Source organism: Pedobacter duraquae (assembly GCF_004362245.1).
GTDB classification, from domain to species: Bacteria; Bacteroidota; Bacteroidia; order Sphingobacteriales; family Sphingobacteriaceae; genus Pedobacter; species Pedobacter duraquae.
Window position 1 is genome coordinate 705,486 of the sequence record NZ_SNWM01000003.1, and the last position, 25,086, is coordinate 730,571.

Annotated in this window: 29 protein-coding genes and 1 tRNA gene; 11 read left to right on the forward strand and 19 right to left on the reverse strand. The window is 40.0% G+C overall.

Features of this window, described 5'->3' with window-relative positions; translation table 11 throughout:
* Positions 1 to 61: 61 nt before the first annotated feature.
* The 5 genes from CLV32_RS14715 to CLV32_RS14730 all read right to left on the reverse strand — a co-directional run bounded on the left by CLV32_RS14715 (position 62) and on the right by CLV32_RS14730 (position 1,714).
* Positions 62 to 436, reverse strand: coding sequence for a hypothetical protein (locus CLV32_RS14715; protein WP_133556826.1), 375 nt, complete (start codon positions 434 to 436; stop codon positions 62 to 64).
* Between the two features lie 233 nt (positions 437 to 669).
* Positions 670 to 861 carry a hypothetical protein gene (locus tag CLV32_RS23115; protein ID WP_166641949.1) on the reverse strand — a complete coding sequence of 64 codons (192 nt, stop codon included), beginning with the start codon at positions 859 to 861 and terminating at the stop codon, positions 670 to 672.
* Positions 824 to 1,009, reverse strand: a complete 186-nt coding sequence (locus tag CLV32_RS14720) for a hypothetical protein (RefSeq protein ID WP_133556828.1) — start codon at positions 1,007 to 1,009, stop codon at positions 824 to 826. The genes CLV32_RS23115 and CLV32_RS14720 overlap by 38 nt, the downstream gene beginning before the upstream one ends.
* A gap of 17 nt (positions 1,010 to 1,026) precedes the next feature.
* Positions 1,027 to 1,311, reverse strand: coding sequence for a hypothetical protein (locus CLV32_RS14725; protein ID WP_133556830.1), 285 nt, complete (start codon positions 1,309 to 1,311; stop codon positions 1,027 to 1,029).
* Positions 1,312 to 1,513: 202 nt separating this feature from the next.
* The gene (locus CLV32_RS14730; protein ID WP_133556832.1) at positions 1,514 to 1,714 is read right to left on the reverse strand and encodes a hypothetical protein; all 201 of its coding nucleotides are present in this window, start codon (positions 1,712 to 1,714) and stop codon (positions 1,514 to 1,516) included.
* Positions 1,715 to 1,880: 166 nt separating this feature from the next.
* On the opposite strand from CLV32_RS14730, the gene CLV32_RS14735 reads away from it, so the two are divergent.
* Together CLV32_RS14735 and CLV32_RS14740 are read left to right on the forward strand one after the other, a co-directional pair.
* Complete coding sequence (locus CLV32_RS14735; protein ID WP_133556834.1) at positions 1,881 to 2,759, forward strand: LexA family transcriptional regulator; 879 nt, start codon at positions 1,881 to 1,883, stop codon at positions 2,757 to 2,759.
* Position 2,760: 1 nt separating this feature from the next.
* The gene (locus tag CLV32_RS14740) at positions 2,761 to 3,099 is read left to right on the forward strand and encodes a helix-turn-helix domain-containing protein (RefSeq protein WP_133556836.1); all 339 of its coding nucleotides are present in this window, start codon (positions 2,761 to 2,763) and stop codon (positions 3,097 to 3,099) included.
* On the opposite strand, the gene CLV32_RS14745 is transcribed toward CLV32_RS14740, so the two are convergent.
* The 5 genes from CLV32_RS14745 to CLV32_RS14765 form a co-directional block, all read right to left on the reverse strand.
* A complete protein-coding gene (locus tag CLV32_RS14745) occupies positions 3,079 to 4,350 on the reverse strand; it encodes a site-specific integrase (protein ID WP_133556838.1) in 1,272 nt (423 codons plus the stop codon). The two genes, CLV32_RS14740 and CLV32_RS14745, sit on opposite strands and share 21 nt — an antisense overlap.
* Positions 4,351 to 4,555: 205 nt before the next feature.
* Positions 4,556 to 4,631 (reverse strand) — tRNA-Phe (locus tag CLV32_RS14750).
* 134 nt (positions 4,632 to 4,765) lie between these two features.
* Positions 4,766 to 5,137 (reverse strand): iron chaperone, encoded by a 372-nt coding sequence (locus tag CLV32_RS14755; protein ID WP_133556840.1) that lies wholly within the window; start codon positions 5,135 to 5,137, stop codon positions 4,766 to 4,768.
* A 97-nt stretch (positions 5,138 to 5,234) separates the two neighbouring features.
* Positions 5,235 to 5,897, reverse strand: coding sequence for an START domain-containing protein (locus CLV32_RS14760; protein WP_133556842.1), 663 nt, complete (start codon positions 5,895 to 5,897; stop codon positions 5,235 to 5,237).
* A gap of 94 nt (positions 5,898 to 5,991) precedes the next feature.
* Complete coding sequence (locus CLV32_RS14765) at positions 5,992 to 7,215, reverse strand: MFS transporter (protein ID WP_208111013.1); 1,224 nt, start codon at positions 7,213 to 7,215, stop codon at positions 5,992 to 5,994.
* Between the two features lie 114 nt (positions 7,216 to 7,329).
* On the opposite strand from CLV32_RS14765, the gene CLV32_RS14770 reads away from it, so the two are divergent.
* A complete protein-coding gene (locus tag CLV32_RS14770) occupies positions 7,330 to 8,211 on the forward strand; it encodes a LysR substrate-binding domain-containing protein (RefSeq protein WP_133556844.1) in 882 nt (293 codons plus the stop codon).
* Here the strand turns inward: CLV32_RS14770 and CLV32_RS14775 are convergent.
* Positions 8,208 to 8,405, reverse strand: a complete 198-nt coding sequence (locus tag CLV32_RS14775; RefSeq protein WP_133556846.1) for a KTSC domain-containing protein — start codon at positions 8,403 to 8,405, stop codon at positions 8,208 to 8,210. The genes CLV32_RS14770 and CLV32_RS14775 overlap by 4 nt on opposite strands.
* A gap of 54 nt (positions 8,406 to 8,459) precedes the next feature.
* Complete coding sequence (locus CLV32_RS14780) at positions 8,460 to 9,035, reverse strand: thymidine kinase (RefSeq protein ID WP_133556848.1); 576 nt, start codon at positions 9,033 to 9,035, stop codon at positions 8,460 to 8,462.
* Between the two features lie 163 nt (positions 9,036 to 9,198).
* Between CLV32_RS14780 and CLV32_RS14785 the strand changes: the two genes are divergently transcribed.
* Positions 9,199 to 10,338, forward strand: coding sequence for a hypothetical protein (locus CLV32_RS14785; protein ID WP_133556850.1), 1,140 nt, complete (start codon positions 9,199 to 9,201; stop codon positions 10,336 to 10,338).
* On the opposite strand, the gene rodA is transcribed toward CLV32_RS14785, so the two are convergent.
* The 7 genes from rodA to purN all read right to left on the reverse strand — a co-directional run bounded on the left by rodA (position 10,335) and on the right by purN (position 18,232).
* Positions 10,335 to 11,600: a rod shape-determining protein RodA gene (gene rodA, locus CLV32_RS14790; protein ID WP_133556852.1), complete on the reverse strand. Its 1,266-nt coding sequence runs from the start codon at positions 11,598 to 11,600 to the stop codon at positions 10,335 to 10,337. The genes CLV32_RS14785 and rodA overlap by 4 nt on opposite strands.
* The gene (gene mrdA / locus CLV32_RS14795) at positions 11,600 to 13,546 is read right to left on the reverse strand and encodes a penicillin-binding protein 2 (RefSeq protein ID WP_133556854.1); all 1,947 of its coding nucleotides are present in this window, start codon (positions 13,544 to 13,546) and stop codon (positions 11,600 to 11,602) included. The genes rodA and mrdA overlap by 1 nt, the downstream gene beginning before the upstream one ends.
* On the reverse strand, positions 13,546 to 14,061 hold the full coding sequence (locus tag CLV32_RS14800) for a rod shape-determining protein MreD (RefSeq protein WP_133556855.1): 516 nt from the start codon (positions 14,059 to 14,061) through the stop codon (positions 13,546 to 13,548). Before CLV32_RS14800 ends, mrdA begins: the two co-directional genes overlap by 1 nt.
* The gene (gene mreC / locus CLV32_RS14805) at positions 14,054 to 14,890 is read right to left on the reverse strand and encodes a rod shape-determining protein MreC (protein ID WP_133556857.1); all 837 of its coding nucleotides are present in this window, start codon (positions 14,888 to 14,890) and stop codon (positions 14,054 to 14,056) included. The genes CLV32_RS14800 and mreC overlap by 8 nt, the downstream gene beginning before the upstream one ends.
* A 54-nt stretch (positions 14,891 to 14,944) precedes the next feature.
* Positions 14,945 to 15,967, reverse strand: coding sequence for a rod shape-determining protein (locus tag CLV32_RS14810; RefSeq protein ID WP_012780976.1), 1,023 nt, complete (start codon positions 15,965 to 15,967; stop codon positions 14,945 to 14,947).
* Between the two features lie 86 nt (positions 15,968 to 16,053).
* On the reverse strand, positions 16,054 to 17,580 hold the full coding sequence (purH, locus tag CLV32_RS14815; RefSeq protein ID WP_133556859.1) for a bifunctional phosphoribosylaminoimidazolecarboxamide formyltransferase/IMP cyclohydrolase: 1,527 nt from the start codon (positions 17,578 to 17,580) through the stop codon (positions 16,054 to 16,056).
* A 73-nt stretch (positions 17,581 to 17,653) separates the two neighbouring features.
* The gene (gene purN, locus CLV32_RS14820) at positions 17,654 to 18,232 is read right to left on the reverse strand and encodes a phosphoribosylglycinamide formyltransferase (RefSeq protein ID WP_133556861.1); all 579 of its coding nucleotides are present in this window, start codon (positions 18,230 to 18,232) and stop codon (positions 17,654 to 17,656) included.
* Positions 18,233 to 18,473: 241 nt separating this feature from the next.
* Between purN and rpsT the strand changes: the two genes are divergently transcribed.
* The 7 genes from rpsT (at position 18,474) to CLV32_RS14855 (ending at position 25,015) form a co-directional block, all read left to right on the forward strand.
* Complete coding sequence (rpsT, locus tag CLV32_RS14825) at positions 18,474 to 18,728, forward strand: 30S ribosomal protein S20 (protein WP_133556863.1); 255 nt, start codon at positions 18,474 to 18,476, stop codon at positions 18,726 to 18,728.
* Positions 18,729 to 18,788: 60 nt separating this feature from the next.
* A complete protein-coding gene (gene radC, locus CLV32_RS14830; protein WP_133556865.1) occupies positions 18,789 to 19,490 on the forward strand; it encodes a RadC family protein in 702 nt (233 codons plus the stop codon).
* Between the two features lie 61 nt (positions 19,491 to 19,551).
* Positions 19,552 to 21,951 carry a phenylalanine--tRNA ligase subunit beta gene (gene pheT, locus CLV32_RS14835; protein WP_133556867.1) on the forward strand — a complete coding sequence of 800 codons (2,400 nt, stop codon included), beginning with the start codon at positions 19,552 to 19,554 and terminating at the stop codon, positions 21,949 to 21,951.
* Positions 21,952 to 21,998: 47 nt separating this feature from the next.
* Positions 21,999 to 22,289, forward strand: coding sequence for a hypothetical protein (locus tag CLV32_RS14840; protein ID WP_133556870.1), 291 nt, complete (start codon positions 21,999 to 22,001; stop codon positions 22,287 to 22,289).
* 32 nt (positions 22,290 to 22,321) lie between these two features.
* Positions 22,322 to 22,612, forward strand: a complete 291-nt coding sequence (locus CLV32_RS14845; protein ID WP_068891351.1) for a cell division protein ZapA — start codon at positions 22,322 to 22,324, stop codon at positions 22,610 to 22,612.
* A gap of 218 nt (positions 22,613 to 22,830) precedes the next feature.
* Complete coding sequence (rny, locus tag CLV32_RS14850; protein ID WP_208111014.1) at positions 22,831 to 24,393, forward strand: ribonuclease Y; 1,563 nt, start codon at positions 22,831 to 22,833, stop codon at positions 24,391 to 24,393.
* Entirely contained in the window at positions 24,383 to 25,015 is a 633-nt protein-coding gene (locus CLV32_RS14855; protein WP_317130259.1) for an Mpo1 family 2-hydroxy fatty acid dioxygenase, read from the forward strand. The genes rny and CLV32_RS14855 overlap by 11 nt, the downstream gene beginning before the upstream one ends.
* The last annotated feature ends 71 nt before the right edge of the window (positions 25,016 to 25,086 follow it).

The window sequence follows — 25,086 nt, forward strand, 5'->3', positions numbered from 1 at the left end:
TAAGGGGGTTAATGGATTTATTTGGCCGCTAAATTCGATATCGTTTCAGCGGCCAGATTAGTTAAAACGGCAGATCGTCCTCTTCGTTGTGGACAGGCAGAGGAGTGTTTGATTCTCCCAGCACGCGATCCGGCCAAACAATATGACCGCCAAGTATCGGCGTAGCTTTCTTTTCCTCGTCGGTCATCTTGTCGAATATTTCTTTCGAGAAAGATTGTTTAACGAGGTGCGTATCCTTACTGTCGCCGGTCTTATTTTTAATTACAAATCCAGTTAGATCAATGTACACACCCTTTTCGCCTTGGAATAGGTGATTGTATGCAATGGGGATAACTAGACAGTCCGTATCCGCTATCTGTGATCCGGCAGACTTAAATTTTCTTACGCTGACTCCGGGTAGCGCGGCTAAATTGATTTTAGTGCTTATTTGACTCATTTTTATGTTGATTTAAACTTTGTGCTTGTTGTACTGCTTTTTGTTCCACATAGGGCTACACCTGAATTTTGCCATTTTTATTTTTAAATGATCGTGCTGAGCTCGGGCAACTTGATCCGTAGTAAGTCCCATTATTCTGGCTACTTGTGTGATGTTTTTTTCTGGATACTTTGCCAGGGTGTTAATAATTCTGTCTTGCATGTTTTGAGTTTTTTAATTGATATATCGATTATTTAAGTGAACCAAATTTTATAAAGTAGTGCTAAGATCATAAGTCCTCCAACTGCCAGGATTACTTCGAATAGTGGTTGCCAGTGCTTTTCTTTTATCTCAATCGGCCGCAGCTCTATCGAGAATTTAACTTTGTTCTGGTAGAACTTTAGTGCTTTAGTCCTCATGGCTTTTGGATCTTTTGTGTAATTCATTTTCAAGAATTATTTTTAAGTCTCTTAGTTCCGAGAGGGTTTCAGCTACAATGTCGGCTCTAGAAACATTGCTGTCTTTAAGCGCTAATTCGTGCTCCTTTTGCTTGTCGGCTATTCGGCTGTTTAGATATTGAAGTGTTGCACTCATACTGATGGTTTTAAGGTTTAACGATGTTGCTTAATTGACCTGTAGGCTGGTTTCTGTTCGATCTTATGGAGACTCGCCAGTTTAGACAATGGAATACACCATTTGCCATTTGCATTTTTTTTTAGTTGTCCGTCAGCTATCCACTGATCGATTTTAGCGCGTCCATATTTTCGGTAGGCTGCTTGCTTAGAAACGCCCACACTGCCCTGTCCGGTTGATTCGCAAAACTTTTGCACAGCCACCTCTCCGGCGTCAGCCAAAAGAGAAGACAGTAGATAAAGTGGTAGTGTTATATTTTCCATGTTTCGAAATGCTGGTTTAAGTAGTCACGAAGAAAAACCAAATCGTTACCCTCTAAATGTATTGTCCGAGGCTCTGAATCTTGATCGCTTAAAATCCGAACCGTTAGGATGTCAAATGTGGATTTTAGATGTAATGCGTCTCCGCTGTTGGTCAGTTGTCCGACCTTTAATTCGCGTTCTTTGAAGTCTTGGTTATCCATAATTACACCTCTCTAACTGCGTAGTAAATACCATTGATTTTTTTAACCTCGATGCGTACATCTGGATTCTCTTTGTGAAAAGCTACTTGTCTATTTCTCCAGTATGACGTAGATCCTTTACACTTTACCCGTTCACCGGGATTTAGGCTGCTGATTAGCTTATCAACTACCGAGATTCTTTTTACTCTTTGGGGTGCTTCCATAGATATACATTTAAAAATTTATTGAAAAATTTTAGTTTAAATGTGAAACATTACTATATTTGCAGCGCAACACTGAACATGATACGGCCGTTTCACAATTCAAATGTACAGACGTTACTCTACATTTACAAATTGTGTACAGTTGTTACCATACATTAATTTTTATATGTCTGATTATCAAGGAAAAAGATTTAAAGATTTTTTAAAGGCTAACAAGATTTCAATAGTAGATGCAGCTAAGAGGCTAAATGTATCTAGAAGTGCAATGTATGATTTCTTCAACTCTAAAAACATGACAAGGGAAACCGTACAGAAAATCTCTGACATCTTCGGCATTAGTGAAATGGAGATGTTTTTCGGTAAGGAAACATTTGATAGTTGGGTAAAGATTGCCTCAAATAAAGATGTTGGGGCTATTGAGGGTTTGAGTGATTCTGTGCCGGATACAGTGAAGGAAGCCGAGGATCTAATTAAAAGAAAAGTCTTTTCTAAATCTAGCGCTAAAAATCTTCCGGTAAACGCCAAGGCTATTCCAGGCTTGACTTATCCGCAAGAAGCAAACGATACGCCGTTCATTGACTTAGGTAATGGAGATTACCTAATGTTAATGCCTTTAGTAAACGAATACGCTTACGCGGGTTATCTTGCGGGATTTGCGGATCCAGAATATATAGAAGAGCTACCTAAGCACTCAATCATCGTACAAAAGAGGCACAAAGGCCATTACCTAGGATTTGAAGGAGTTGGCGATAGTATGGATGACGGAACTAAGCAAAGTATCCCAGATGGATCTATAGTTACGGGAAGGGAGATTAATACGAATTACTGGAAATCAAAATTCCATACTCACAGATACAAGGATTATGTAATCGTATCGAAAGACGACGGTATAATTATAAAAAGGATCATTGACCACGATGTTGAAAATGGCATTATTACCTGTCATTCATTAAATCCAGATAAGATAACCTATCCAGACTTTAAAGTAGATTTGCGAGACGTAAAGCAAATTTTTAATATTGTTAACGTTTCTTCGCCGAGATAAAATGAAAGACATCGACAAAACCCCAGGCGAGCGCCTTAAGCTCATTCGTAAGGATACCTTAAATATAAAATCCAGCTATGATATAGCTGAACAGTTGGGAATTAGCCAGAGCACCTATGTTAGTTATGAGCTTGGTAGAATGGATATGAATGTAAGTTTTTTAACAAAAATGCATGAGAAATTTGGCATAATGCCTGATTTTATCGCGCTAGGCAAGGGCTCACCAAAAGGTAATCCGGATAAAAATACAAGTCAAATTCCGGAAGATTTAAGAAGCCTCAAATCTAAGGTGCTGGCGCTAGAGGCTAGATTAGAAAAATTAGCCAGGAAGATAAAGTAATGCTGTTACCTTTTGCTGGATTTCGTCTATAATCGACCAATCTTTACGAATGTAAATATCTGTAGTCTTGTTAGTGTTGTCTTTATGATTTAACGCCCTGCCTACATCCTCAGTATGAAATTTACAGATATTACGCGCCGCATCAGCAAAAGTATATCTAGCGTAGTAAAATCCTAGCTTAGGTATATTAATCTCCGGTAGGGATCCGATCTTTTTAAGGCCGTAATTAATAGCCCTGTCTAAATTCCCGTGACTTAGGTATTGTCTCTGTAAAACACCGGCGTATTTATCGTATAGTGGCGCTGCTTGTTCTATTATCGATACACTTATAAACGCTTTATCTCTTCGGCGGGATTCCGTTTTTTTTCTATTGTATTCTATTCTTTTGCCTCCAGACCCCTCCAGTCTGTATAGATCCGCAGCGTTCATACCACACAAGTAAAAGCTTAGCATAAATAAATCTCTTGCCATTTCCATTCTGCCGCCCGGCTTTAACTCCAGATCTCTAATTTTGATTACCTGGGAAATCTCTAAAACCCTTTGTTCTGATTCTGGAGCGGCAATAACTTTGTATTTTTTATATGGATTGTTGGGCACCGCGATCTCTCCGTACTCTTCGTCGTTATAAAGCTCTTTAGCTTTATTAAACATTATTCTGAAATCACGCATTCGGTTGTGGACACCGCGATCCTCTAAGGGCTTAAACTTCTTTTCACGCATTTCATTTTGATTCATTCTTAAGCCAATCCTAGGCGATCTAAGGTAGTTTTCAAAATCTTTAAGGAACTTGGATGTAATTGCTGTAGTTGGGATGTCCTGACGGTTTAAATAGTCTTGTAGTGAAAAGTAAACCGTTTCCATGGTTTTAGCTGTTGCTGCACGGCCGGTAGCCTTAAGCTCATCAATGTAGTTTTTGCAAAATGCAAGGAAATACAAGTTTTGCTCGTCTTCTTGCTCTTGCTCTGACGGGGTGTCAATGTTGAGTAGTAATGTTTTTACCTCTTCGGCCGTCATGCTTTTAATCTCAGTAGATCTTCTGTTCAGCTCTTCCTCGTATCTGTTTAGGATCCCGGATAAATTTTTAACTATAAAAGAAGCTTTGAGGCTGCCCGACTTATCTACGTCTTTCGTGGTTACTGTTTGTCTAGTGTCTATGTATTTGCTTTCGCCTTTGTGTCCGACCCTAATTTTTGCAGTCCACGTACCTTCTTTTGTAGCGGCGTTTAATATTACTGGAGTTAGCTTTGCCATTGTAGAGTTTTTGTAGAGTTTCTATAAAGCTTTTATAAAGTTTATAAAGTTTATAAAGTTTTTATAAAGCTTTCTGTTCAAACATAAGCAGAATATCATGTTTTTTCAAACGAGGCGGCAGGATGTGGAAAACGTTGATTTGGACGAAAATAGCCTAAAAACGGCCTTTTTGGGCATAAAAAAGCCCCCTAGGGGTCTAGGAGGCTGGTGGTGCGGGACGGGATCGAACCGCCGACACAAGGATTTTCAATCCTTTGCTCTACCGACTGAGCTACCGCACCATTTTTTTTCAATCATTTCCCTCGGTTGGGGAGTGCAAATGTAGTGTCTTTTTTTTATTGTCCAAATATTTTTTTAAAATAATTTATATTTTCTGATTTGGCTGTTTGAGTAGGATAGAATGGCCTTTAGTTAATCATTTGGCTTTAATTGATTTAGCTTTATTTTCTGCAATTCTGAAATTGACAATTTTTGTTATCAGCTCCAGCGGCATTGGTTGGTTAAATGGAAATTGTATTGATCCCTTGCCTGTCTTATATACTTTTAACTCTTTTTGAAATTCGACATTTCCCGAAGGCAGGGCATACAGTCCAATATGATGATTAAAGCCGGCGAAATAAATGAGATTCCCATAGAACACATAAGCAGGCATCCCATATTTTATATCTTCTGTCGCTTGAGGTGCGGCTGTCTGAATGGTTGACCGCACTTGTTTTAGCAGTATTTGCACATTTTCAGGGAAGGTTGAAATATAGTCATCAACATCAGTTGCTTTATTCGTTCTCATGCTTTCTAAAGTGTTTACTATAGCTAATATAAGATGATCTTTTTACGTCGCATGTGTGTGTTAGCGACGGAAATATGGGGTATAAGCGACAAATACCTTACTCTGAAATAAATTCAAACTTCTTATTTGCGTAAACAGGGTTTTCTAACTGAATTTTTAAACTCCTGAAAGTCTGGAGAGGTCCTTCGGTGGCCAGGAGGTTAACCAGCCATGGGGGCAATAATCCTCCCGGATCTACCTGAAGCGTATACGTGACTTTAATCTCATTTTTAGCAACAGGAGCTATTACCCACTGACCGCGCGATTTTTCAATTCTTACAACGCCTTCTTTAATGGCGATATAGCCAGGGATAGCTGGACCGTCCATAGTCACGACTTTCGTGTCTTTGTTTTGCGTAACAACGAGGTGTGCAACGAAGTCCCTGTTTTCGACTGGCCAGGGTAAGTTTACTTCAGAATAATAGTAAAGTTCTGAGGGAGATACTTGTTTAATTAAGTTGGCAGATAGCGTGTGGTAAACCCATTTGGGAGAGTTTTTGATGTCTAGCAAAACTGCGATAAGCTGGCTTGAGGTCGCTTTAAAGTTGCATTCAACTTTTAGCGCTTTGACTTTTGAATAGCTGACCTCGCTACTATAAATCTTAATGCCTTCTTTTTCAGTTCTGAGTTTCCAGTCAGTTTGTCCGCTAACGATGTTGTTGAAGGATGAGAAAAAAAACAGAACAAATGGAAGGAGCAGTGATTTTAAGTTGAAATACATACATCAAATACGAGCTGGTAAAGATCGCAATTTTCTGAAAGTGTAGCTCCGGTTGTCTTGGTTAATAAAATAAATGACGTCCGGGTGATGTGTGCTATTCAAATACAAAACCTTTGCTATGACTGACCTTATTTCTATAAAGCATAAAGAGTCCGGTTGCCACAAGTCCAATCGCTCCCGCTATGCAGACTGCCATGCGCGGACCGAAGCCTTGTGCCGTCCAGCCGATGAGTAAACTTCCAATTGGAATCATTCCCTGGTAAGCCATCACGTAATAGCTGATAGCCCTTCCACGCATTGCGGGGCTTGAGTGTGTCTGTATATAGGTGTTGATGGCGGATGTTTGGGCCATCATCCCGATTCCGCTAAATGTCATGAACAGGAGTGCGATGGGAAGCCTGTCAGCAAAAGCAAGCAATAATAAACTTAAACCAAAAATTGCACTAGCAATGATGGTAATCTTCATGAGTGGCCTGGCTGATTTAAGATTAGCTAAGTACATCGCCCCAATAACGGAGCCTAGACCTGCAGCACTCTCGAACCAGCTAAACGTCCGTGCAGTACCTGCAAATACATCCTTAGCAAAAATTGGCATGAGCGTGTTAAATGGTATTACAAAAAGGCTGCTGATCCCAATCATGATGATCATACTACTTAGCTCCTTGTCGCCAGATACGTATTTAAATCCTTCTTCCAATTCTACCCAAATACTTTTCTGAGGTTTTTGAATTACGACTATATCCAGCTTCATCAAAAGTAAACAAGCTAGTACAGGAACGTAACTGATAAAGTTACCGACAAAACAAAAGTCTTCTCCAAAAGTGCTCAGCAGAATTCCAGCTATCGCCGGGCCTACGATTCGGGCCAGATTGGCCATAGTTGAATTGAGTGCAATTGCATTTGGAAGGTCGTCTTTGTCATCCACCATTTCAATCATCAATGACTGGCGGCAGGTTACGTCAAAAGCATTGATGATGCCCTGAATTAAACTTAAGAAGATAATCATTGGGATATTATAGTACTGAAAGAAAATCAGTGCGGCAAGGGCTCCTGCCTGGAGCATCGACACGATCTGGGTAACAAGAAGTATACGATATCTGTTGTGTCTGTCTATCAGACTTCCTGCATATGGTGAAAGTACGAGCGAGGGGATCAGACTTACAAATCCAACGAGGCCCAGAAGAAGGGCGGATCCTGTTAAGCGATATACTAACCAGGCTACTGCTGTTTTTTGCATCCATGTGCCGATCAGGGAGATAGATTGTCCGTAAAAGAAAAGTTTAAAGTTGCGGTATTTTAAAGATCTGAATATGCTCATTTGTTGTATTGGTAACTGGTACAAATTTCTGCATAATAATTTAAGTTGTAAAATTGATAGTTTTAATGATATTGATTAGTTTTAACGATCGATTTATAACGGTCAATTTTAATTATGGAGTTAAGGCAGCTGGGGTATTTTATAAAAGCTGCGGAACTGTTACATTTCACAGATGCCGCGGCAGCTTCTTTTGTAACGCAGAGTACCTTGTCGCAGCAAATAAAGCAGCTTGAAGATGAGTTGGGCATGTTGTTGTTTGATAGAATTGGTAAACAGGTAAGGCTAACAGAGGCTGGGCAGGTGTTTTTGCTTCATGCACGGCAGATTTTACTAGATGTAAAAAAGTCTAAGCAGGCTATTTTTGAATTGAATAATTTGGTGACCGGCGAACTTCGGATTGGTGTGACTTATGCATTTAGCTCAATGTTACTCCCTGCACTGGGGCCTTTCTCGATTAAGTACCCTGGAATCAGAATTGTTCTTGAGTATGGCACAGCGAATGAGCTGGAGCATAAGTTGAAACTGGCAGAGCTGGACGTAATCCTGGCTTTTCATGACCAATCTGACAATGAGGGCTTCGAGATGCAGCTGCTCTTTGTGTCACGTATTATGATGGTTATTGCTAAACAACATCCTTTAGCAGGATTAAAAAAGATAACACTAAGCGAATTGGGCAAGGTGGAACTTGTTTTGCCAAGTAAGGGGTTTAGTTCGCGGGATTTTATTGATGAGTTGTTCAATAAGCGTAAAATCGTGCCTTCGATCAAAGTGGAAATCAATGATGTCCATTCTTTACTCTCCATGATCAACGAGGGGCATTGGGCTACAATCATTAATGAAAAGGCAATCAGTACCTGGGAGAATCTTACTGCGGTGCCAATTTCAGGAATTGCACATGCAAAACATGCTTTTATATTATGGCAAAAGGGCGGGCATAAGAAAAAATCGGCTACTTTATTTATCGATGAGCTGATTGATATCCTGCAGGTGCGTTAATTCAATTCTTCGTATGCATAATTTGGCTTAATCACAAAATTAAGATATCGGCCTTTCGATGTGGTACGCCGCATGGTTTGATATATCTTTTCCGGTACATCTTTATATGCGTATACCTTACCAGATAAGAAGGTAACTTCTAAAATCAGTGTTTCTGCATCATAACTAAAATGATCGATTACAGAAGAGGGCATGTCTGGCTGTTTCAGATATGCCTGTAAAAATAATGCCAGATTTTAAGGGAAGATTTAGTCTTCTGCGTGAAAACAAGGGCGGCATCGGGGTTCATAACTTTCTTTTTCACCCAAAAGAATTTTAGCATCATTAGCCACTTTCCGGTACGAGTACATTGCCGGACTACCGCAGCGTACGCAAACGGCATTTACTTTTGTTACATGTTCAGCGATTGCCATCAATGCCGGCATGGGTCCAAATGGTTTTCCAGCAAAGTCCATGTCCAGACCGGCAATAATAACCCTGATACCTTTATTTGCTAGTTTATTTACGACTTCAGGGAGATCGTCATCAAAAAATTGAGCTTCATCGATTCCAACAACCTGGGTATTTGCTCCAAGGAGCAGGATAGCAGAAGAATTTTCTACAGGAGTGGATTGAATGGAATTATGATCGTGTGAAACTACCGCAGTTTCATCGTATCTGATGTCTGTTTTTGGTTTAAAAATTTCAACCTGAAGTTTCGCAATCTGTGCACGTTTGAGCCTTCTGATCAGCTCTTCAGTTTTTCCGGAAAACATAGAGCCGGAAACGACTTCGATACTGCCACCGTAGGCTCCACGCTGATAAATTTTCTCGCTGAATAACATGTATGATCTGGAAAATATGGGTGTTTGTTGACTGGCAAAAGTAAGAAAAAATCGCGCATATGCTTAGAATTTCATTACACAAAACGGTATTTTAAGAAATTAAGCGTTACATTTGGGTGTGAGGCTACTCAACATAAAAGACACTTTTTTTCGTTAACAGACTATGATGAACCAAGAGGATCTCTTTAAGAAAATAGGTTCCATCCTTCAGGAACTTCAGGATCAATACGATTTTTTAGCACAAAATCCGCAGCAACTGAATGAGTTGGAATTGGAACTTTTCCAGGCGAATGCGAGTTTTTTGAGCGACCACGTAGAGATTATCAAGAAAGTCAATAACGCTAAGTCGGTAAAAGAATTACCCGCCGCTGAACCCGATATCGTACCTGCGAATCCCGTTCTTGAAGAACTGTTTAAGCCGGACAACGAATCTCCAACTTTTGAATTTGTATTGAACGATCAGTCATTGAGTGATAAATTTGATTTTGAAGAGAAACCTGTTTATGAGATTTTTGACCGTCCTTTAAGTGCAGAGGAGCAGGAAATTATCAGCAGAAAACAACAACTTTTGGCTGATCAGGAACCTAAGATGACCGTCGAAGTTCCCGCTGCTCCGGCTACTGAAGTGAAGTTGACTGAATATACTATGGAAGCGGAAACGCCGGCTAGCATTGAACAAGTACAAGAAGAAATTCAAGAGGTTAATGACCATCGGTACGTTAGTCCCGAACTTGAAGAGATTCCCGATACATCAGATCCAGATGATGAGTTGTCAGAGGAAAATGTTTTGGCTGATCATGAAGCAGATGAAGCCGATGAGAAGGTGCTGGAAGAAGAAGAAATACTGACTGAAGAAGAGGAAGACGAGATTGGGCCTGAACCATTTCTTGTTGTGGAAGAGAAGATCGCTGATTCTATAGTGCCGGAGCCAGTATCAGCGCCAATAGTCGCAGCTGAAATTCCCACGGTTTTTGATACACCTGCGCACAAACCAACGCTGAACGAAATGTTAGCCGCAAATGCATCAGGATCTAAAAATATTGGTTTTGAACGATCGAGATTGCCAGTTACTGATTTAAAAGGGGCGATTAACCTTAATGAAAAACTCCTTTATATTAAAGACCTTTTTAACGGCTATAACCTGGCTTATGCCGAAGTTATCGACATCTTGAACAAGATGCCGGATTTTAAGACTGCGGATCAATTTCTGCAAAGTAATTATGCTGTTAAAAACAACTGGGCATCTAAAGAGGGTACTGTTGCGCAATTCTATGAGTTGTTGCATTTGCGCTTTCCCGACTAGATAAAGCCCATTCTATTTGAGTCCAGCTTAAGAAAGATAAAAAGGAGCACTGTGAAACTCCATAGTGAAGAACCTCCATAACTAATAAATGGGAGTGGGATTCCGATTACTGGAATGATGCCTATGGTCATTCCAATATTGATGAAAACATGGAAGAATATAATACTGGCTACGCAATAGCCATAAACCCGGGAGAAACTGGAGCGTTGTCGCTCTGCTAGGTTTATGACTCGTAATAACAGAAATATATAAAGGCCTATCACAACGAAACATCCTAAAAAGCCCCATTCTTCGCCAATAGTGGAGAAGATAAAGTCAGTGCTTTGCTCTGGAACATAACCATATTTTGTTTGGGTTCCTTCCAAAAATCCGCGACCAAAAGCCTGACCTGAGCCTATTGCAATTTTGGATTGAATTACGTTATATCCGGCACCTTTAGGGTCAGTTTTCAAGCCAAGCATAATCTCAATCCGGGTACGCTGATGTTGCTGTAACACATTTTCGTAAATCAACTTTACAGTAAATAGGTAGGCAATTGCTATGATTGTTGCGAGGATTACCGTGAACAATACTTTTTGTCGTTTTCGGTTTTGGTACATGAAAAATCCACCTATGCCAAGGATGATTAAGATGATGAGGTAGATCGGAAGTAAAAAATCTGCCACAAACAGAACAATCATACCGAGAAATATCAATAGGAAATAACCTGACAGACCTTCCCTATAGAGCGGAAACATAAATGACAGGAAAACCAGGGCGGAACCTGTATCTGGTTGAAGCATAATAAACAACAGAGGCACTCCTATGATAATTGCTGCAAAGAATATGGATTTAATTTCGGTGAATTTCGGACTGAAACTGCTGATGTACCTGGAGAGCAGCAGTGCTGTGCCAAATTTAGCAAATTCTGCAGGTTGGAGTTTAAAACTGCCTATGGCAATCCAGGCCTGATTACCGGCAACTTTGTTGCCAATAACAAGTACCATAAACAGGAGGAATATCGTTCCCCCATAAATTATAGGCGAGAAGACGCTGAAGAACTGTGCATCTAATAGCAGGATGGTGAATCCTAAAACGAGTGCTGTTATTATGAAAATCAGCTGTCGGCCATAGCTGCTTCCAAAATTAAACACAGCAGAGTTCTCCGGATTATAAATTGAAGCAAAAATATTAACAAATCCGATGGCACACAAAGCCACATAGATAAGTATGGTTACCCAGTCAACATTAAAAAAAAACCTGTTTCCCTGTTGTGCTCTCATTATCGTGTTGCAATAGGTTTGGGTTTATCTGCAATTTTATTCGCTGTTGCTACAGGCGCAGTAGGGTTTGACTTTCCGGCGGAGTCTGTATTTTTCGGCATCAGTTTAATTTTCGGTTTAGGTTGTTCTGGTAAAACTACCTGTTTTTTCATCCATTCTACCTGTGCTTTCCGGTATCCGGAAATACTGTCTGTCAGGTATTTTTCTGCCATGTAGCTGGCAATAGGTGCCGCATAGGTACTACCAAACCCTGCATTTTCAACAATCACTGCGATAGCTATTTTAGGATTATCTCTTGGGGCAAAGCCGATAAAAACAGAATGGTTTTTGCCATGTGGATTTTGCACGGTTCCGGTTTTTCCGCACATAATAATATTGGGCAACCTGGATAGAACTGCAGTTCCCCATGGACTATTTACAGCTTCCTGCATCCCATCAATTACGGGTTCAAAGTGCCTGGCCTCTATGTCAACATAATTTTTCTGAACGTATTCTTTTTTAATGACCTTCTTGTCGCCGATAGCCTTAATCAAATGCGGCTTTACATAATAGCCTCTGTTGGCGATAATAGCCATGATATTGGCCATTTGCAAAGGCGTAGCTGCCATTTCCCCTTGTCCGATAGCCAATGAAATTACTGTAGTATATCCCCAATATTTTCCAAAACGTTTAGTGTATTCATTTGAAGTGAACAATGTTCCTTTACGCTCAAAAGGCATATCGATATCCAGTGGCGCGCCTAAACCGAACTTGCGTACTTTAGCTTCCCAATCAGAATAAGCTAGTTTCTGATTCTTGAAACGTTTCTGGGTCATGAGTTTTGTAAATACATTACATGCATATGTATTACAGGATCGAGCTAGTCCACGTCGTAAGGCTACATTTCCATCCACGTGTTCACATTTCACTTTATGATTTCCGGCCCAGTAATATCCTGGACAATTGAACGTCATGTCGGGATCAATTACGCCTTCCTGCAATCCTATTAATGCATCAACGGGTTTAAAGGAAGAACCTGGAGAATAATATCCGGAAATAGGCCTGACGTTAAGTGGCCTGTTCGGTTCAGCTAATAAGCCCATGTAGTTCTTATTATACCCTTTCCCAACCATGATATTTGGATCATATCCAGGGCTACTCACGAAAGCAAGGACTTCACCTGTTGAAGGTTCGATGGCGACAATACTGCCAACTTTGTTTTTCATCAACTGTTCACCAAGTTTTTGAACTTCAATATCAAGGGAGGAATAAACTTTTTCTCCTGATCTGGCAAGAGTGTCCAGTTTACCATCTGAATAGCTGCCCTGGGGCACGTTTCTGGCATCGTACAACATATTGGTAACTCCTCTTTCTCCGCGTAGAACGTCATTATACTGACGTTCAATTCCGGCCTTTCCAATATAATCTCCGGGTCTGTAATAGCCCTCGTTGTCGTCTATGTCCTTTTGCGTCACCTCTTTAACATATCCAAAGAACTGACCGGCGATACTGTCCGGATAATTTCTAACGGTTCTGTTCTGTACAAGAAAGCCAGGGAAACGGGATAACTTTTCCTGTAATGATGCGTAGATTTCCACTGACAGCTGTTTTTCAAAAACGGTTGGTTGGTATCTGGATTGTACTGTAGCCTTGTGAAACCGTTTATAAAATCCCGGCATATCAATTCCTATAATGCGGCAAAGCTCTAAAGTATCAAAAGATTTTACTTGATTTGGTATGACCATCAGATCATATACGGGTTCATTTTGAACAAGTACTTTTCCTTTTCTATCAAATATAACTCCACGGGCCGGGAACGTATAGATCTTGCGTAACACATTACTTTCTGCTGAAAGGAAATATTTATCACTTACGACCTGGATATAAAAGAGCTTGCCCAAAAGAATAAGCGCTACTATAATAAATAGCGCCTGAATGGTATATTTTCTGTTGAAAAGATTCTCCATTAGCGTTGTTTTCTATTATAGAAGATAAATGATATCAATATAACAGTAACCAAAGTGAAAATACTACTAAATAAACATCTTAGCAGCGTATAAGAAAGTTCGCTGAACCGGAATGCCTCAAGAAGAAAAAGCACCAGATGATGTACAAGAATACAAAGCATGGCATATAAAGCAAACCATTTGAATCCCATATTGCTTAGTGTAGGCTCAACTTCGTCAAAGTTATCCCTATTTACGCTGACTGCAATAAAAGATATTCTAACAAATGCCAGCGCAACACATGCGGACGTATGTACACCAAGCGTGTCGTAAAAGGTATCTAATGTTAAGCCTGTTATAAAGGCAATCAGATAAAGCAGTAAATTCGGTGTGCTAAAAGGGAGAATAAGTAGGAAAAGCACATACATGAAGGGAGTCGCGAGGTTATAAAAACTCAGGTTCCTTAGTAAAAGAATCTGAACCAAAATGAGGACTACCCATCTGATAATATTGATAATTATGAGTCTACTATTCATTTGGGATTTTAGCGTCTAAGGTTTTAACTTCTTCAGCAAATTTATCTTTGATTACATATACATATTGTAGTGTACTGAAATCATTTAATAAGACGATTTCAATCGTCATAAAGTTATCTCCTGTAGCGATGGCCGTGTTACTGACCTTACCGATGGGTATTCCGGGAGGAAAAGCCCCATAGCCTGATGTGACTACTGTGTCTCCAATAGTAACTTTAAACTGATTTGGTATTTCTTTGACAAAAGCTTTTCTGAAGTCGAAATTTTTCTCTCCCCAAACTAGTGAACCCAATGCGTTGTTTTTTTTCAGGTTAACACTAATGCGTGTGTCTTTATGCAGAAGTGACTGAATAGTTGCCAAATGAGGTGATACATCGCGGATGAAACCAACTACACCCTTTCCTGGAGAAATTACTGCCATACCACTTTGAATGCCGTCATCAGCCCCTTTGTTGATGGTAATGATGTTATTGCGTAAAGTAATGGAGTTTTTTATAATGCGGGCAGGGAGGTAGGTATACTGATATTTATTTACGGTGTCCTTAACGGTTGCATTCTTTGCACTATCTACATGTGTCATCGCGAAAAGCTGCGCATTCAATCTAGCATTTTCTATAGATAGGCTATCATTGACTTGACCTAAGTTGACATATTTTCTCGCTACATTCAGATTTTGATAAACTTTCCCTACAATTTCATTAGTAGAATTGAAAGTGATGCTCCGCTGATATACATTGTTTTTCACTGTAAGAACGATACCCGCCGTGAAAAAAATGATGAATAAGAAAAATGCGTTGTATCTGTTTATAAAAATCCAAAGGTTACGCATAGCTGAGTGGTATTATAATTTGATTCTGTAAACTGTTTTACAGAATCAAATATTTTACTGCATTAAGAATTTAAAACCACCAATATTTTTCAGTGCGATACCAGTTCCCCGTACAACCGCACGAAGTGGATCTTCGGCAACGTGAACCGGCAACTTTGTTTTTGCTGCTACCCGTTTATCAAGGCCACGTAATAATGCTCCTCCACCAGTAAGGTAAATACCTGTTTGGTAAATATCAGCCGAGAGCTCTGGTGGGGTAATCTCCAGAGCTTTAAGTATTGCCTCTTCAATTTTAGAAATTGACTTGTCCAGGCAATGTGCAATTTCAGTATAGGAAACGGTAATCTGCTTAGGAACACCTGTCATAAGATCCCTTCCTTGGACAGCAAAATCTGCTGGTGGATCAGCAAGCTCAGGAAGAGCGGCACCAACTTCAATTTTTATCTTTTCTGCGGTACGGTCACCGATCATAATATTGTGTTGACGACGGATATAATTGACGATATCAGAATCAAAATTATCTCCTGCTACACGAATAGATTGATCGCAAACAATACCGGATAAGGCGATAACAGCGATTTCGGTAGTACCACCACCAATATCAATAATCATATTGCCCATAGGTTCTTCGACATCAATTCCAATACCAACAGCAGCCGCCATAGGCTCATGAATAAGATATACTTCTTTTGCACCAGCAATTTCCGCAGAGTCACGTACGGCACGTTTTTCGACTTCTGTTATTCCTGAAGGGATACAGATTACCATTCTTAAGGAAGGGAACATCCAACCTTTCCCGCCGTTAAGCATGCGGATCATTCCTTTAATCATGGCTTCAGCAGCATTAAAATCTGCAATAACACCATCTTTTAATGGACGTACTGTGCGAATATTATCGTGGGTTTTACCCTCCATCTGCATGGCCTGGCGGCCGATGGCTATAATTTTATTTGTTTGTCGGTCAAATGCAACGATAGATGGTTCGTCAACCACTACTTTATCATTGTGTATAATCAGGGTATTCGCGGTACCCAGATCAATGGCAACCTCTTGTGTAAACCAGTTAAATAAACCCATTTATAGGTGATAATTTATGAATAAAAAATTCTGTGTACTATAGTAATGTAAAACTACGTCTTTTTATTGTATTCGCAGTGAAATAATTAGTGTTTAAAATGTCTGATTCCTGTTGTAACCATAGCAATTCCTTTTTCATTTGCCATGTTTATAGAGTCTGCATCTTTTATAGAACCGCCTGGTTGTAAAACAGCTGTTATGCCTGCTTCAGCAGCAATTTCTACGCAATCTGGGAATGGGAAGAAGGCATCAGAGGCCATTACGGCACCTTGTAGGGGGAAGCCGAAAGCATCGGCTTTTACGATAGCCTGTTTAAGCGCGTCAACTCTTGAAGTTTGCCCAACGCCACTTGCTAGTAGCACGTTGTTTTTAACAAACACTATCGTGTTTGATTTGGTGTGCTTTACAATTTTGTTTGCAAAGAACAGGTCGGCTAGTTCTTCTGTGGTAGGCTGAATGTTAGTGACTGGTGTCATTTGTTCAGGGCCTTCAATAATGAGATCTTTATCTTGCTCTATGACGCCATTCAGAAGCGTTTTGAATTGTTTTTTGCTCAGCAGAGTCTCATTGCGTTGTAATATAACTCTGTTCTTTTTTGCACGGAATAATTCTATGGCATCTGGTTGATAGCTTGGCGCGATCAGCACCTCGAAGAAAAGCTTGTTAATTTCTGTAGCTGTAGCCAGGTCGATTTCCCTGTTGGCGATCAATACACCTCCAAAGGCTGAAACCGGATCGCAGGCAAGTGCATCGTTCCAAGCCTGGAATATATCATTTCTTGAAGCAACGCCACAAGCATTGGTGTGTTTAAGAATAGCAAAAGTTGGTTCTTCAAATTCGTCTATTAACGCTACTGCTGCATCAACGTCGACTAGGTTATTATACGAGAGTTCCTTGCCGTTTAATTTGGTAAACATTTCGTCCAGGTTACCGTAAAACACAGCTTTTTGATGTGGATTTTCGCCATAACGAAGCGTTTGAGCTTGTGAAATATTTTCTTTAAATACAGTCAAAGGTTCTTCCTGATTAAAGTAATTGAAGATTGCTGTATCATATCCAGATGAAGTGTGAAAAGCTGTTTTCGCGTAGGCTTTACGTTGCTCCAGTGTGGTTTCTCCATTTTGTGCTTCTAACTGTTGCTGAAGTGTGCTGTAGTCAGCCTTAGATGCCAAAATCACAACATCATTAAAATTCTTGGCTGCTGCACGGATCAGTGAAATCCCGCCAATGTCTATTTTTTCAATAATTTCAGCTTCGGTACCACCGGCTTTCAAGGTTTCCTCAAAAGGATAAAGGTCTACAATTACCAGGTCTATCTCTGGAATTTCATATGTTGAGATTTGTGACTGATCTTCGGAGAGGTTTCTGCGATTTAATATGCCGCCGAAAACCTTAGGATGTAGGGTCTTTACACGTCCACCCAATATAGAAGGGTATCCCGTCAGATCTTCAACTGCTGTTACTGGTAAATTTAGGTCTTTGATGAATTGTTCAGTACCACCTGTAGAGTATAACTGAACACCCTGACTTGCTAGCAAGCGAACGAGAGGTTCAAGACCGTCTTTGTAATAAACTGAGATTAAAGCGTTTTTGATCTTTATCGATTGGCTCATTGAAGGAAAATTTTGAGCCGCAAAAGTAAGCTTTTTTACGTAATAATATTCAGGGAGATTGTCAAAAAAACGCTTACTTTTTGATCTTTTTTACAAGGCTTTCTACAACACGGGGATAGTGCAGGTGTTCAAGTTGCTGACCTTTAAATTTGATCATCTCCAGATTGTCCGTAGGATCGATGCGGTATTTTGCTTGATAGACGAATTCTCCCTCGTCGTAATTGGCATCGACATAGTGAATTGTTATTCCGCCTTCTGGCTCTTTAGCTGCCATCACGGCAAGATGCACATGATCGCCATACATACCTTTGCCTCCAAATTTTGGTAAAATTGCTGGGTGGATATTTATAATTCTGCCAGGATATTCGTCAATTAGTTTTTGAGGAATCAACCATAGAAAGCCAGCAAGCACAATGAAATCAATGTCTAGATTTTTCAGCAGATCGGCTACATCATCTGTCTGGTAGAATTCGTGGCGATCAAATATATGTGAAGGGATCTCAAAGTTGTCTGCGCGCTGTAATACATAGGCGTCAGGGTTGTTGGTTAGGACGAGTGCTATTTCTGCCTCGGAGCTATTTTTAAAATGCTCCATGAGCTTTTGGGCATTAGAGCCCGAACCGGATGCGAATATGGCTAGACGTTTTTTCACAGAGAACTTTTTGTCAAAAATACTATTTTAGTGGTTTATTAAAAGTGTTTCCCGGATATTATTATTTATAGGGTGATTGTGAATAGAGGCATAATATATATAGACGGTATATTGTGTTGAAATCCCGTTTGCTCTAGTTTTTCAACTTTATTCAAAATATTTCCGTTATCCTTTTGTAATTTAAAAACATAAGTCATATATTTGCAGTCCGAAAAAAATAGAAAATAAAGGCTAAAGAACAATGGCAAATCATAAATCAGCTTTAAAAAGAATCAGAGCTAACGCAACTAAACGTTTACGTAACAGATATCAGGCAAAAACTACGCGTACCTTTATCAAAAGGTTACGTGCTGCTGAAGATAAAAAAACTGGTGTAGAATTATTACCTAAAGTGATTTCTATGTTGGATCGTTTAGCTAAGAAAAATGTGATTCACAAAAATAAAGCGGCAAACAACAAATCTAAATTAACTAAATTTGTTAATGGGTTAAAATAGTTTTAGCTTTACGAAGATACTGGAAACGGGATAGGCATTGCTTATCCCGTTTTTGTGTTTATGGACATTTATGCACAAAAAACAGGTATTAAATTTTGGGCCGAGGCAGATAGACCAAGAGAAAAACTGCTGAACAACGGGAGAAGGCATTTGACGGATGCTGAGCTAATCGCAATTTTGTTGGGTTCGGGAAGTAAGCAGGAGAGCGCTGTTGAGTTAAGTCGCCGTATTCTTTCTTTTTACAGGAATGATCTTGATGTTCTTGGTAAAGTCAGTGTTACCGATTTGTGCAAGTTCAAGGGGGTGGGGGAGGCTAAGGCAGTTTCTATTGTTGCTGCTTTGGAGCTTGGGCGGCGGCGAAGAGAAAGTGATAGCGATTGCCCGGATATCAAAGTGCAGACTGCTCACCAGGCGTACAGGCAGTTGTGGTCTAATTTCGCTGATCTGGAGCACGAAGAGTTCAGGATGTTGCTGCTAAACAGGGCTAATCTGTTGAAGGGGAATTTCATGATTAGCAAAGGGGGGCAATCGGGGACGGTAGCGGATCCTAAAGTCATTTTTAAAACGGCGATAGATAATACAGCGTCATATATTATTCTTGCTCACAATCATCCTTCCGGAAACGCAAATCCCAGTACTGAAGATATTCAGTTGACCAGTAATCTTGTTGAAGTAGGCCGCCTTATGGATCTGCCAATCCTGGATCACCTGATCATCACCGATAAATCTTTTTATAGTTTTAGCGATGCAGGCCTGATTTGAGTAGATATCGTTTACTCCATGGCATAATTTTATATCTTTGCATTTTATTCGTAAATACAACATGAAGATATCATATAATTGGCTCAAACAGTTCGTGCAAATTACACAGACTCCTCAGGAGCTCTCTCTTATTCTGACCAATATTGGTTTGGAGGTGGAGAGTCTTGACCGGGTTCAACCGATAGTGGGTGGACTTGAAGGCCTTGTTATTGGAGAAGTAATCACCTGTGTGCAACATCCCAATGCCGATAGGCTGCGAGTGACTACGGTAAATGCTGGTGGTACTGAGCTGTTGCAGATCGTATGTGGTGCTCCGAATGTGGCTGCAGGACAACGTGTTGTTGTTGCTCCAGTTGGGGCAACGGTATTTCCAAATGAGGGGGAGCCGTTTAAAATTAATAAGTCAAAAATCAGGGGTGAAGTTTCTGAGGGGATGTTGTGCGCTGAGGACGAAATAGGTTTGGGTGGGTCTCATGCCGGAATTATTGTTTTGGGCGATGATGCCGTAATCGGAATTCCAGCAAGAGATTACTTCAAAATGGAAGACGATTTTGTTTTTGAAATTGGATTGACTCCTAACCGGGCGGATGCTGCGTCTCATTTGGGTGTTGCCAGAGACCTGGCCGCTTTTTTTAAAAGCGCTGTGAGCCTGCCTGATGTTTCCTTATTCCATACAACAAACGAAGACCTGCCTATTCATGTTACTGTCGAAGATTCAGTTGCCTGCCCAAGATATAGCAGTGTAACGATCAGCGGTATTACTGTGAAACCGTCTCCGGAATGGCTACAGGATAAGCTTAAAGTTATTGGACTTCGTCCAATCAATAATATAGTGGACATTACAAATTATGTACTCCATGATCTTGGACAGCCGTTACATGCCTTTGACGCAGATACCATAAAAGGAAGACAGGTGTTTGTCAAGAAATGTGTTGAAGGTACGCCATTTATCACGCTTGATGGTGTTGAACGTCAGCTTTCCGCAGATGATCTGATGATTTGTGATGCTGAGGGACCAATGACAATTGCAGGTGTATACGGCGGTAAGGATTCTGGTGTTTCCGAAGGAACGACTACCGTGTTTTTAGAAAGCGCTTATTTTAATTCTGTGTCTGTACGTAAGACATCTAAGCGTTTTGGACTTAAAACAGATGCGTCGTTCAGATACGAACGTGGGACCGATCCAGAAATTACAGTATTTGCATTGAAAAGGGCAGCATTATTAATACAGGAGTTAGCCGGGGGTGAAATTTCGTCGCAGATATCTGATCTTTATCCAGAGCCAATCAGTCCTTTTGCTGTAGAAGTTAATTACGCAAATATCCAGCGCTTAATTGGTGTGCAGATCCCGGTATTGGAAATCAGATCCATCATTAGTGCTCTAGGCATTGGCATTACTTCTGAAACGGAAGAAAGTTTAGTGTTGGAAGTCCCGGCTTATCGGGTAGATGTTACCAGAGAGTGTGATATTACTGAAGAAGTTTTACGTTTGTACGGTTATAATAACATTGAGATCCCAAGTAAAGTTAACGCATCGTTGTCTTACGGCTCAAAGCCAAATAAAGAGCAAACACAGCATGCTATTGCAGATATGCTTACTGCTAACGGGTATTTGGAAATTTGGTGCAACTCTTTAACTAAAGGTGTTTACTCGAAAAATGAGGATGAAGTGGTGCGTATATTGAATCCATTAAGTTCGGATCTTAACGTAATGCGTCAGAGTCTGCTTATGCCGGCATTGGAAAGTGTAGCGTATAATCAAAATAGAAAGCTCACTGATTTGAAATTTTATGAATATGGTAAAACATATCATTTAATCGATGGAAAATATGTTGAACGCCAACGTTTATTGCTGATGCTTTCAGGAAGTAATCTATCTGAACAATGGAATCAAAAATCTACTCCGGTAAGTTTTTATAATTTAAAAGCTGCAGTAGACGCGATAATTGGGAGACTTGGTCTGACCAACTACCAGACCGATGAAGTGAGTAATGAAAACTTTGCATTTGGATTAAAGTATTACCGTGGAGACAAGGTTTTAGTGACTTTTGGTGCTGCTACCGCTGCTGACAGAAAAAAAGCAGATGTAGATAAGGATGTTTATTACGCAGATTTTGACTGGGCATTATTGCTGGATCTGGTTAGGAAAAATAAAATCGTCAACAAAGATGTTCCTAAATATCCCTCAGTAAGGCGTGACCTTTCAATGCTTGTTGATCAGTCGGTTACCTTCGACGAATTAAAAACAATTGCATTTAAAACGGAAAAGAAATTAATCAAACAAGTGCAAATATTTGATGTCTACGTTGGTAATAAGTTGCCGGAAGGAAAGAAGTCCTACGCCCTTAATTTCACGCTTCAGGATGAAGAGCAGACTTTAACTGATAAGCAAATTGATGCTGTTATGCAAAAGATTATTTATAACTTAGCGCAAACTGCAAAAGCGGAGATCAGAATGTAAATTCCGGGAAGCTAAACAGTAATTTTATAGACCATCAAACTAAATACATGTCCTCTGTAGCGGATCAATTAAATTCAGTCTTACACAAGACGGCTCGCCTGATAGAGCTGTGTAATGCTATGCAGGAAGAAAATGATTTATTAAAGATGGAAAATCATGCTGTGAAGACGGCATTGACAGCCTCCAAGCTAAAGCAGACAGATTTGGAAGAGAAGCTCAGGGTTCTTAAATTGGCGAAGAGTATTGAGGGGACTAGTGAAAAGTCTCTTGATATAAAGCAAAAAATTAACGATTTTGTGCGTGAGATTGATAAATCTATAGTATTGCTTAAGAAATGAGGAATACACGAATAGTGAAACAAAGCTAAAAAATGGGAGAAATCTCGATAAAAATAACTATTTCCGACCGTATATATCCATTGAAGGTAAATACGGAAGAGGAAGAAATTGTAAGGCGGGCAGCCAAGATTATCAATGAGCGCATAAAAGACTATCAGGAAAATTATGCGGTGAGAGATAAACAGGATTTGCTTTCTATGGCTGTGTTGCATTATGCAACGGCGGTTTTAAGAGTAGAAAACAAAGTGCAGGATCAAGATACTGCGGTTGCTGAGAAGGTTGAGGAATTAGATAGTTTATTAAACGACTTCTTTTCTAAATAAGGCTTACAGCCTGTTTGGGAGAGTTAACAAATAGCAAAGAAATTTAACCGTGGTTAGATTTTTAGTTTCATTGTTCAAATCAGTACAGTTTGATGGTTTAAAACCGTCAGTACTTTGCTGGCACATAGAGCTAAAGATTTAATTGCGGTTTTTTGTTATAAAATCTGCACTAAAAGCAGATTTTATAACCACATATATAACAACTAGACTAAACAAAAATGGAAATCATAGGAATCATTGGATACATACTTGCCGGCCTTGCCGTCGGGATTGTTGTAGGCAGATACCTGCTACGCAGCTTGCTTAAGAAGCAGGAAGCTAATGCGCAGACTAAAGTGAAAAAGATTTTAAAGGACGCAGAGAGTCATGCCGAGATCTTAAAGAAAGATAGGTTATTAGAAGCTAAAGAAAAATTTCTGCAGCTGAAGACTGATCATGAACAGGAAGTAAATGCAAAGAATAATCAGATCAATCAACGTGAGAATGCTATAAAACAGAAAGAGCAATCGGTAAATCAACGTTTGGAGAACATGAACCGCAAGGAGCAGGATCTTGATAATCAAAAGAAAAACCTAGAGAAACAGACTGAGATTGCCGTTAAGAAGCAGGAAGAAGTTGATTTGTTAAAAAATCAGCATGTAAAACAGTTGGAAACTATTGCTGGCCTGAGCGCTGAAGAAGCAAAAAATCAGCTTGTTGAGAATATGAAGACCGAAGCTCGTGCACAAGCAATGATTCAGGTTAAAGATATCGTTGACGAAGCTAAGTTGACTGCTACAAAGGAAGCTAAGAAGGTTGTAATTCAAACCATTCAACGAACTGCGGTAGAAGCTGCAATTGAGAACACAGTGTCGATTTTCCATATTGAGAGCGACGAGATAAAGGGTAGAGTAATCGGTCGCGAGGGTAGGAATATTCGCGCATTGGAAGCCGCTACAGGGATAGAGATCATTGTAGATGATACTCCTGAAGCAATTATCCTTTCAGGATTTGACCCTGTGAGAAGAGAGATAGCACGATTGGCATTACATCGTTTGGTAACTGATGGTCGTATTCACCCAGCTCGTATCGAGGAAGTGGTTGCCAAAACGAAGAAGCAAATAGAAGACGAGATTGTAGAAATAGGGGAACGCACTGTTATTGATTTAGGTATTCATGGCTTGCATCCCGAGTTGATCAGGATGGTTGGGCGTATGCGTTATCGATCTTCATATGGTCAAAACTTGCTGCATCACTCACGTGAGGTTGCTAATTTTTGTGCAACAATGGCGGCAGAATTAGGATTGAATGCGAAAATGGCGAAACGCGCTGGTTTATTACATGACATAGGTAAAGTGCCAGATGATAATCCAGAATTACCTCACGCGATTTTGGGGATGCAGTTGGCTGAAAAATACAAAGAACATCCGGAGATTTGTAATGCAATCGGCGCTCACCATGATGAAATCGAGATGACTTCTATGATCTCTCCAATTATCCAAGCTTGTGATGCGATATCAGGTGCTCGGCCTGGAGCAAGACGTGAAGTAGTGGAGAGCTATATCAAACGCTTGAAAGAGCTGGAAGAACTGGCATTGTCTTATCCAGGTGTGGAGAAAACATTTGCAATTCAGGCAGGAAGAGAGCTACGCGTGATTGTTGAGAGTGAGAGAATTACAGATCAGCAGGCAGAGTTATTGGCAGCTGATATTTCTAACCGTATTCAGACTGAAATGACTTATCCAGGACAGATCAAGGTTACGGTGATTAGGGAAACAAGATCAGTAGCATTTGCTAAATAAAATATCTTTTGATATTGAAAATATAATCGAGGAAAAGCGGCAGGATATTCTGCCGCTTTTTTTATTTTTACTTTATTCCAATGTAAACCAAAATATAATGAGAGGCCAGGCGCAAAACAAGCAAAAACTTGAACCTAAAAAGAAAGTTGACCAGCTTTTTGATAAATATGGGGAAAGTCACCAGAACCCTTCCAATGAATTAATCCATTGGATTTGTGTTCCTCTTATTGTCTTTAGTTTGTTAGGGTTAGTTTGGTCTATTCCTTTTCCCTCTATGCCATTTTTAGGCAGGTATGCTGCATATATAAATTGGGCGTCTTTTCTGATAGCTTTTTCAGTGTATTACTATTATACGCTATCACCTGTACTATCTTATTTAATGCTGATCTTTATTTTTATTATGAGTGGTGCTATTGTAGGTTTGGAGCAATGGCAGAACACCGGTGGTCCTGCAGTGTGGTTAGTTTGCACGGTAATTTTTGTGCTTTCCTGGATTGGGCAATTCATCGGACATAAGATAGAAGGGAAGAAACCGTCTTTTTTAGATGATGTTAAGTTCCTGTTAATAGGGCCTATTTGGCTTTTACATTTTATTTGCAAAAAAGTTGGCCTCCGTTATTGATTCAGAGCACTATTAACAATTAGCTAACCTTATGGTAAACTAATGGTGTTATGCTGCTAACCTGTAGCTAA

Coding starts and splice junctions, on each gene's coding strand:
- CLV32_RS14745 (WP_133556838.1), bottom strand. CDS start 4,350: ATGGCAAAGCTAACTCCAGTAATATTAAACGCCGCTACAAAAGAAGGT.
- CLV32_RS14735 (WP_133556834.1), top strand. CDS start 1,881: ATGTCTGATTATCAAGGAAAAAGATTTAAAGATTTTTTAAAGGCTAAC.
- rny (WP_208111014.1), top strand. CDS start 22,831: ATGGAAATCATAGGAATCATTGGATACATACTTGCCGGCCTTGCCGTC.
- mreC (WP_133556857.1), bottom strand. CDS start 14,890: ATGCGTAACCTTTGGATTTTTATAAACAGATACAACGCATTTTTCTTA.
- CLV32_RS14755 (WP_133556840.1), bottom strand. CDS start 5,137: ATGAGAACGAATAAAGCAACTGATGTTGATGACTATATTTCAACCTTC.
- rpsT (WP_133556863.1), top strand. CDS start 18,474: ATGGCAAATCATAAATCAGCTTTAAAAAGAATCAGAGCTAACGCAACT.
- CLV32_RS14725 (WP_133556830.1), bottom strand. CDS start 1,311: ATGGAAAATATAACACTACCACTTTATCTACTGTCTTCTCTTTTGGCT.
- CLV32_RS14740 (WP_133556836.1), top strand. CDS start 2,761: ATGAAAGACATCGACAAAACCCCAGGCGAGCGCCTTAAGCTCATTCGT.
- mrdA (WP_133556854.1), bottom strand. CDS start 13,546: ATGGAGAATCTTTTCAACAGAAAATATACCATTCAGGCGCTATTTATT.
- CLV32_RS14765 (WP_208111013.1), bottom strand. CDS start 7,215: ATGAGCATATTCAGATCTTTAAAATACCGCAACTTTAAACTTTTCTTT.
- CLV32_RS14810 (WP_012780976.1), bottom strand. CDS start 15,967: ATGGGTTTATTTAACTGGTTTACACAAGAGGTTGCCATTGATCTGGGT.
- CLV32_RS14780 (WP_133556848.1), bottom strand. CDS start 9,035: ATGTTATTCAGCGAGAAAATTTATCAGCGTGGAGCCTACGGTGGCAGT.
- CLV32_RS14720 (WP_133556828.1), bottom strand. CDS start 1,009: ATGAGTGCAACACTTCAATATCTAAACAGCCGAATAGCCGACAAGCAA.
- CLV32_RS14775 (WP_133556846.1), bottom strand. CDS start 8,405: ATGCCCTCTTCTGTAATCGATCATTTTAGTTATGATGCAGAAACACTG.
- CLV32_RS14730 (WP_133556832.1), bottom strand. CDS start 1,714: ATGGAAGCACCCCAAAGAGTAAAAAGAATCTCGGTAGTTGATAAGCTA.
- CLV32_RS14785 (WP_133556850.1), top strand. CDS start 9,199: ATGATGAACCAAGAGGATCTCTTTAAGAAAATAGGTTCCATCCTTCAG.
- CLV32_RS23115 (WP_166641949.1), bottom strand. CDS start 861: ATGAATTACACAAAAGATCCAAAAGCCATGAGGACTAAAGCACTAAAG.
- CLV32_RS14845 (WP_068891351.1), top strand. CDS start 22,322: ATGGGAGAAATCTCGATAAAAATAACTATTTCCGACCGTATATATCCA.
- CLV32_RS14770 (WP_133556844.1), top strand. CDS start 7,330: ATGGAGTTAAGGCAGCTGGGGTATTTTATAAAAGCTGCGGAACTGTTA.
- CLV32_RS14715 (WP_133556826.1), bottom strand. CDS start 436: ATGAGTCAAATAAGCACTAAAATCAATTTAGCCGCGCTACCCGGAGTC.
- pheT (WP_133556867.1), top strand. CDS start 19,552: ATGAAGATATCATATAATTGGCTCAAACAGTTCGTGCAAATTACACAG.
- purH (WP_133556859.1), bottom strand. CDS start 17,580: ATGAGCCAATCGATAAAGATCAAAAACGCTTTAATCTCAGTTTATTAC.
- radC (WP_133556865.1), top strand. CDS start 18,789: ATGGACATTTATGCACAAAAAACAGGTATTAAATTTTGGGCCGAGGCA.
- CLV32_RS14800 (WP_133556855.1), bottom strand. CDS start 14,061: ATGAATAGTAGACTCATAATTATCAATATTATCAGATGGGTAGTCCTC.
- rodA (WP_133556852.1), bottom strand. CDS start 11,600: ATGAGAGCACAACAGGGAAACAGGTTTTTTTTTAATGTTGACTGGGTA.
- CLV32_RS14760 (WP_133556842.1), bottom strand. CDS start 5,897: ATGTATTTCAACTTAAAATCACTGCTCCTTCCATTTGTTCTGTTTTTT.
- CLV32_RS14840 (WP_133556870.1), top strand. CDS start 21,999: ATGTCCTCTGTAGCGGATCAATTAAATTCAGTCTTACACAAGACGGCT.